Origin of the sequence: Citreicoccus inhibens, from assembly GCF_019039035.1 — a bacterium.
Taxonomy (GTDB): Bacteria; Myxococcota; Myxococcia; order Myxococcales; family Myxococcaceae; genus Citreicoccus; species Citreicoccus inhibens.
On sequence record NZ_JAHNZT010000032.1, the window covers coordinates 91,499 to 98,376 of the forward strand.

At 59.0% G+C, this 6,878-nt stretch carries 5 protein-coding genes and 1 pseudogene; 5 read left to right on the plus strand and 1 reads right to left on the minus strand.

All coding sequences use genetic code 11. The features are described from left to right. Positions 1 to 604: 604 nt before the first annotated feature. The 3 genes and pseudogenes from KRR26_RS28550 to KRR26_RS28560 all read left to right on the plus strand — a co-directional run bounded on the left by KRR26_RS28550 (position 605) and on the right by KRR26_RS28560 (position 4,036). Positions 605 to 1,885 carry a hypothetical protein gene (locus KRR26_RS28550; protein ID WP_217081327.1) on the plus strand — a complete coding sequence of 427 codons (1,281 nt, stop codon included), beginning with the start codon at positions 605 to 607 and terminating at the stop codon, positions 1,883 to 1,885. A 52-nt stretch (positions 1,886 to 1,937) separates the two neighbouring features. Beyond that, the gene (locus tag KRR26_RS28555) at positions 1,938 to 3,125 is read left to right on the plus strand and encodes a hypothetical protein (RefSeq protein ID WP_217081328.1); all 1,188 of its coding nucleotides are present in this window, start codon (positions 1,938 to 1,940) and stop codon (positions 3,123 to 3,125) included. Positions 3,126 to 3,241: 116 nt separating this feature from the next. Then, positions 3,242 to 4,036: pseudogene (locus KRR26_RS28560) on the plus strand (IS5 family transposase). A gap of 74 nt (positions 4,037 to 4,110) precedes the next feature. Here the strand turns inward: KRR26_RS28560 and KRR26_RS28565 are convergent. Next, positions 4,111 to 5,043, minus strand: a complete 933-nt coding sequence (locus tag KRR26_RS28565) for a hypothetical protein (protein ID WP_217081329.1) — start codon at positions 5,041 to 5,043, stop codon at positions 4,111 to 4,113. A gap of 304 nt (positions 5,044 to 5,347) precedes the next feature. Between KRR26_RS28565 and KRR26_RS28570 the strand changes: the two genes are divergently transcribed. Continuing rightward, positions 5,348 to 5,674: a hypothetical protein gene (locus tag KRR26_RS28570; RefSeq protein ID WP_217081330.1), complete on the plus strand. Its 327-nt coding sequence runs from the start codon at positions 5,348 to 5,350 to the stop codon at positions 5,672 to 5,674. Between the two features lie 2 nt (positions 5,675 to 5,676). Continuing rightward, positions 5,677 to 6,738, plus strand: coding sequence for a hypothetical protein (locus tag KRR26_RS28575; protein WP_217081331.1), 1,062 nt, complete (start codon positions 5,677 to 5,679; stop codon positions 6,736 to 6,738). Positions 6,739 to 6,878 lie beyond the last annotated feature (140 nt).

Genomic DNA, 6,878 nt, shown 5'->3' on the forward strand with positions numbered 1-6,878 from the left:
CGAAGCAACTATAGCCAAGCTGGCAGCTGGTGGTTTCCCCACATTCTCTCGCGCGGCCTCCCGCGTAGCAAGCGGCTGGGGTTTCCGATAGCGCCGAAGACAACAATGAAGGAAGCAATTGCGCCAATGACGGCGGCGACTGCGGGGCGCAGGAGCGGACGGCAAGGGTTGAGGAGGAGAGGCCTGACTCATGCCGGGATGAAGCCGCCTTGCCTACTCCCCTCGTCAAACGGGTAGTCCTGGCCTTGGTGGGTCTCTCTCGGAGAGCCGAAGACCGCCCCGAAGAATCGCTCCGTGCCCGCGCGTCGCTGTCTCTGCTCGCCGACAGAGACTCACCAGAAGCCGCTCGTCCACGCCTTCATGCGCGACACGTCCGAAGATAGAGCGCAGCCTCTTCGTCCATACCGCTCAAAGGTGAGTCCCAAACGCCTCGACACCCCAGGGAGGTCAAAGGGTCAGACACACCCCACCAAGGGTGGGGGGGCTATATGCACCCACCAAACTCTCTCCGGCATCATGCTTGTTGTTCTGGAGGGCAGCTATCCCTAAGTAGTCAAGTTCGGTCACGCCAGGCTACATTTCAATGGCCCACCAAGGGGGGAGAATGGAGCAGGACGAGGTCGCAGTTCGCTCACACGATATTCTGGTGTCATCGGGAACTGCCCGCGCGTCGGAGTTCGAGACACTGACGACAATCGGCGCCGCAGTACGGCTAGCATTGAATCTAAGAGGAATGCCTCCAGTCGAGTACGGCCTCCTACGCGAGGTAGCCGTACACAGACTAGGACTTCAGCCAGGAGAGGTTCGACCTGCCCTTGAGCTTCTTGCTGAGGCAGAGATGGTGGATCTTGCCGGTGACAACTCGACGACAAAGACGATCCTCCCCAACATCCCATACTTCGAGGACCTCTATAGAAAAGTAGGCGAGGCGGGCGCATCTACGCAGGGACTAAATGAACACGAGCAACTTACTCTTGCTGTGATGCACAGACTTGGGCAAGGACCGACATCACGCAATGAGCTAACAAAGCTCGGGGCCGAGGATCGCGCACTCAATCGAATACTTCAGATCGGGTCGGATGCCGGCTTTGTTCTCCCCAAAAGAGCACGTGGGCACGACATCTATATTTCCCCGGCATATTTCGCGGAAGACCCCCAGGCACTCGCAGACCTTGCAGCACTCGCAGGTTCCTCTCGACTAGGCCGCATCCTATCTCTAATCAAGAAAAACCAAGGATACCCCCTCAGCATAATTGAGGAACGGAGAGACCTGGGAGGCACGAACCTTGATGACAAGGACATCTTACTCATCAAGGCACTAGCAGGAGAGGGCTTCGTGCCCCCGCCCTCAGTGCGAACATCTCACTCCGGCGAGAATCATTTCATGTTTGGGCCACGTCCAGGAAACACACGGCTGGCACCACATGAAGGCCAAATCTTCAACAACGCCCTGGCGCTTGCAGCCGCAGTTCGACAAGGGCAGTTTCTGGCTCGTGAATACAAAATAAACTACCCCGCCGCGCTTGTCCGAGCCCTGCTCCGCGACGGGCATCTTGGCTCGAACAGTGAAGCAATAGAGCAGTATCGAATTGTGGCACAACATGGCATTGGGCGGCTCGTACCAACAACAGGGGACAGGGCTCGTCTCGAACTCATTCAGACGCCGGACAACATTCGCGCTGCAAAACTGGCTGTCGACCTGCTGGCCGGGCCAACGGACAAGCCCACTCCAGATGAAGAACTGGTTCTGGCGATGCGCAAAGGCGAAGAGTACGTCGAGCCACTGCTGGCTCGAAAGTCCCTATCGGAATGCAAGATTGTGAACGCCGACGAGGAAGCCAAGCACGCCGTTGATGACTTCTTGCTAAGGAGGGGCTGTGCTTAAGGATCGCATGCAGAAGGCGGCTCTGTATCGCCATTTCAGGGCACAAGGATGGATGGCCCAGCTTGAAGTTCCTGTTGTAACTGAAGGGGGCGTAGCACGCAAAGCCCTCCCAGTCACGGACATCGACGTCCTAGGGATTCGCCCGTCACCAGAGCTGCGCTGGCGCTATGTCATTGGCGACTGCAAAACGAAAAAAAAGGAATCCCCGGTCAACAGGGTGCTGTGGGCCTCGGGATTAATGGATGCATTTGGTGCGTCAAGCGGGATCGTGATTCTTCGGCGTGAAAACACCACACCAATAGAGCGAGATCACAAGCTATTTGCAGATGAGCGACGAATTCTCCTTCTTGCCGAAGAGGAATTCACAGAATACGACAAGGCCATAGTTTATCCGGGCGGCTCTTCAGAATTCCCAGAAACGATCGATCTGATCGAGTACCTCAGAGACAGCGTGGCCGAGGCGTTCCCGAGGCTCCGAGAGCATCTTCGTTGGCTGCTGTCTGGAGCCTGGTCAAACACCGACCATTCGGGACTACTGCGCAATGCATTGGGCCGCGCGAGAGAAGTTCGCGGTGAGATCGACCCAAGGCGTGACGATCATTTGGCAATCATTCTGGAGAACGCGGCCGTTTTCGCTGTCCCTTTCGCCACTCTTGTTGGAACAATATTCAGAAGACACGTCAAACCGGCCGATCGAGAGGATCTCGACGAGGCGGCCAGAATCATAATCTGGGGTGGTCGTGAGCAGTACGATTTCTATAATAGAATGCGCTCCGAACTCGTCCAGGCAAAGGGCTCAAAATCACAGGAACCACTCAGTCTTCCCGAATGGGACCGCTTCCTCGAACTGCTTCGCTCGGTTCTCGAAGTACCGACGCGTGCATTTCAATGTCCTCAAGTCCTGAGAGTGGCCTCATTGGCAGTTCTTTCTGAACAGAGAGAACTCCTGAACACAATACCGGACAGCACCCTCCTACACGTCGCAATGAGAATCGCCACATATGTTGCAAGAGCAGCAGGCTATCCGGCCGAAACAAGCGAGAGACTGAAGTCAGTATTTATGACTCGCATTGGCGACATTGTAGAGAGCAGCAGCAAGAGACTCTCCCCAGGAGCCGAACAAAGCCCCTCAAGAGGCTCCACTGCCATTGGCGACGAGCCACTCGCCACACATCCCATGAAAAGCGACGACCCCCAAATGACCCTTCCAACAATCAGTCGAAGCGCAAATAAATCATGAGCAGCGAGAGACTGACTAAGAGCCTATTTCGGTAGGGAAGAAGGTCGTCCTCCTGCCGGGTTGAAGAGGCAGGAGGACGCGGCCATGGGGTAGTGAAGAAGGTCGACGGCTGGCGGGTGCCAGACGAGTTGTGGCGACGCATCGAACCGCTATTGCGTGCTCGGCCGGAACACCCGCTGGGCTGCCACAACCCATAAGTGCCCGACCGACAGGCCCTGGATGGGATTCTCCTGGTGCTGCGCACGGGGATGCAGTGGAGCGCGTTGAAGGCCACGGGCCTGTGCCATCCGTCCTCCGCCTATCGACGCATCCGGGAATGGTTGGCCGCAGGCGTCTTCCGCGAGTTCTGGCGCCAAGGGCTGATGGTCTACGACGGTCTGGCGCGGATTGATTGGCGCTGGCTGGCGCTGGACGGTCCCCAGGGCAAAGCGCGCTGGGTGGGGGAAAACCGGCCCCAATCCCACCGACAGGGCGAAGCGGGGCACCAAGCGCAGTCTGCTGACAGACTCGCGCGGCGTCCCCCTCGGCCTCATGGTCGCTGGAGCCAACACGAACGACTTCAAGCTAGAGCGCTCCGCGCTTGAATAGATTCCCATCCGAAGGCCCCTGCCAAGTCGGTGCCGTCGTCAGACGCTGTGCGGCGACCTGTGGGTATGCCTTCAGGTCCGTGCGTGAACTGCCCCAGGAGTATGGTTTCACGCTCCGGGCCTCAGGCGACGCTCTCATGTGAGGCCCCGGTGCGCACAGCGTCGACGTCCTTCGCCGCGATGGGTCATCGAGCGAACCCACTCCTGGCTCAACCGCTTCCGACGTCTGCTGGTGCGCTGGGAGAAGCGAGAGGACACCTACGTCGCGATGCTCCACTTCGCGCTGGCATCATCACTTGGTTCCACTCGCTCCTACCGAAATAGGTTCTAAGTGGATTTGAGGAGCGACCAACTCTCGCCGTGTATGGCCGCTTGGGTTTCCCATTTTCACCGTTCAGTCAGGGCTCCTGAAACCAGCCCTCGCTCCAGATCCCATGCCAACTGCCTGGGTGGGGGAAGTCGACGACGTAGTAAGCTGGCTTCTCATTCCCTTCGAGCGGGAAATGCTGCATCTTCAAGACGTTGCGGACCTGTCCGTCCACCTGAACCTTCTTCCGGTTGCAGCAGATTCGGTAGACGGGCTTGCCGTCAAAGAAGGTCCAGAGCGCCCTGCGGACTAGTTCCTTGGGGTCCAGCTTCCTCCTCGAGAGCGAGGGGAGACCGTTACGTGAGCCCTTTCCGGTACAAGCGTTGATGATCACCACAGGGCGGTAGTCCCGCAGCCGACGGTGAAACCCCTCCGTGATCCAGTGCACCTCGGTCAGGGCGAACTCCATCAGGCGGTTCCGCAGATGGTCGTTAAGCGGCGCGGACCGGCAAGACGTGGGGTGGGGAACGGGGTTGGCGAGGATGAATGGCGCCTTCCCGGCGAAACGCTCCGCCGGAATCTGATCCAGCAAGAAGGCTAACTTATCCTTCTGCCTGTGGATGGCGCCGCCGGTATCGCCGGCAGCGGGATAGACCGGCTTCAACGCTCTGGTCGTCTCGGCGGTGTGGGGGGATTCCAGTAGCAGGAGAACCGAGCGCTTCACCTGGCGGGGCACAACCGCCCCTCGTGGGATCGTCTGACTGCCGAACGTAAAGGCATCCCTGCTCCGCACGTTGTCAAGGCGAGGGCGCCGGTACATGTAGCGGATCCGGTCTGGTACAGCGTCAGCAGCCAGGAAGGGAATGGTGATGGAGTCACCCGTGTCTGCCACCAGGGAGGAGGGATCGATCTGACTGCGGATGGGTCCCAGACCACCCCGCGCTACGGTGACCGTGATCTCCTTCTCCAGCGTGGAGCCATTGAGGAACTGGACAGTAACCTGGGGCTGGATGGGTTCATGCACGCGCTCACCCTTGCCATACGATCCGACTCGGCCGCCACCGCGGGGTGGTCGAGCGAACCCTGGCCTGGAAGGGACAGTTCCGCCAACCTCGAGTCCGCGACAGTATGGACGATGTCCACACCTCGGCTTCCTCGTCCTCGGTTGCAGTATCATGTCCCTGCGCCGCATCTATCCTGACATTTGTTAGAGCCTGCTATAGGGACACGACCGTGCAAGCCGCCCTGCCATCTGGCTTGTCTGGTTCGCTGCGGGTAACATACGCCTTTCCTGGCAGCAACGACACACGACACTATGAGGGGAAGCAATGATCTACACCAGCACAGGCACACAAGGCGCCAACTGCGCCGTTCGCGTCAAGGCCGAGCCAGCCGGAGGTGTCGTCATCATCAAGGGCAAGGGACCGAACGCCGCCGCAATGACCAACGACGCATTTGTCGACGTGGGCTCAATCCCAACGACGGTCGATGCCTCCATTTTGTTCTTCGAGCGCCCCTGGTCCATCACCATCCAGGGAAGCGTCAACAATGCCGCGGGCCAGGAGTTCTCCACCACCAGCGACAGGCAAGGACTGCCGACCACCGTCCTGGTGACTCCAGACGCCGTCCCCGTCAGTTTCGTTTTCAAGGAGTAGCCATGTTGCCTCGCTACTGCCATTCAATTCTCTTGGCGGCATTGCTCGCCGGCAGCTCCGCGTCGGGACAAACTGCAGACGACAACTGGGGAACTGCGGCTGGAACTACACTTCCCCCAGGCCTGGGGGATTCAAGCAACGCACACGGCTTCGGGGCCTCTGTGCAGGGCTCTCTGGGCACCACCAACGAGCGTAATGAGTTCGGCTATGACGCCTTCTCCGCAAGCCTAAACTTCAACTTGGGAGTCTTGGAGCAGCTGGGGATCCGGGACAATGGCGACAGGGTCAACGTGTCCATTGGCTCTGCCCAATGGTTTACCCCTCCCCTCGCCGACATCTATCCGCAAGAAGCACTCACTGAAGAGGAGCGCTCCTTCGCCAACGTTGGACGCTCTATCAATGCGCCATTCGTCCGTATCTCCGCGCGATTCCTGAACGATCGACGCCCCAAGTCGAGCGACAAGGACTGGAATAGTGAGTTCCCTAGAATCAAGGACTGCTACGTAAAAGTCTTTCAAAACACCGCCACGAAGGCAGATTGCGAACGAGAGTTCTGGCTGAGCATCGTCCGGCCCGCCCTCCGGAAGCCAGCCCTCGACGTCGGCGCCGCCATCCGGGTTCCACTTATTGGGGGCGGCGGGATTGGCGCGTATGATATGTTCGCCGTGTGGTCTGCGGGGCACTACACCTTCGACTACGCGGTCGGCGTGCATTTCTTGCACAACACAGAGCCGTCGCTGGTCGGCCAGAATGCATTGACGCTCTCTGCAGGTGCCTTTTACGACCTCTCGGACAGTCCGAGGACCATTGTTCTGGGACTCACGCTGACTGGGGGCATCTATGATTATTACCCCAGAGACTTCGTGCGGGACGAAGTGGCGTACCGCGCGAACCCATCGACTATGAGATTTGACCAGGTCTTCTCCATTGCCATCCCCGGAGGCGCTCAGCGCACAGGCATCGTCCTCCTCGGGTTCAGGGTGTCAGAGCTCGTAGGGGTTGATGACAAGACCAGCATCCAGGGGAGCCTCGTCTTGTCGACGGATGTCAACTTGGTCCACTGACCCGCCCTACTGCAGGGTCAAGTCCCGAATCGTGTGTAGTCGGTTCGGAGGGGGTACGGGGGAGGAAAGCTCCTTGGCGGCATCATTCAGCGGTGCCTGGGTTTGAAGTCAGCAAGGCCATGTCGAGGTAGCGACGGTCA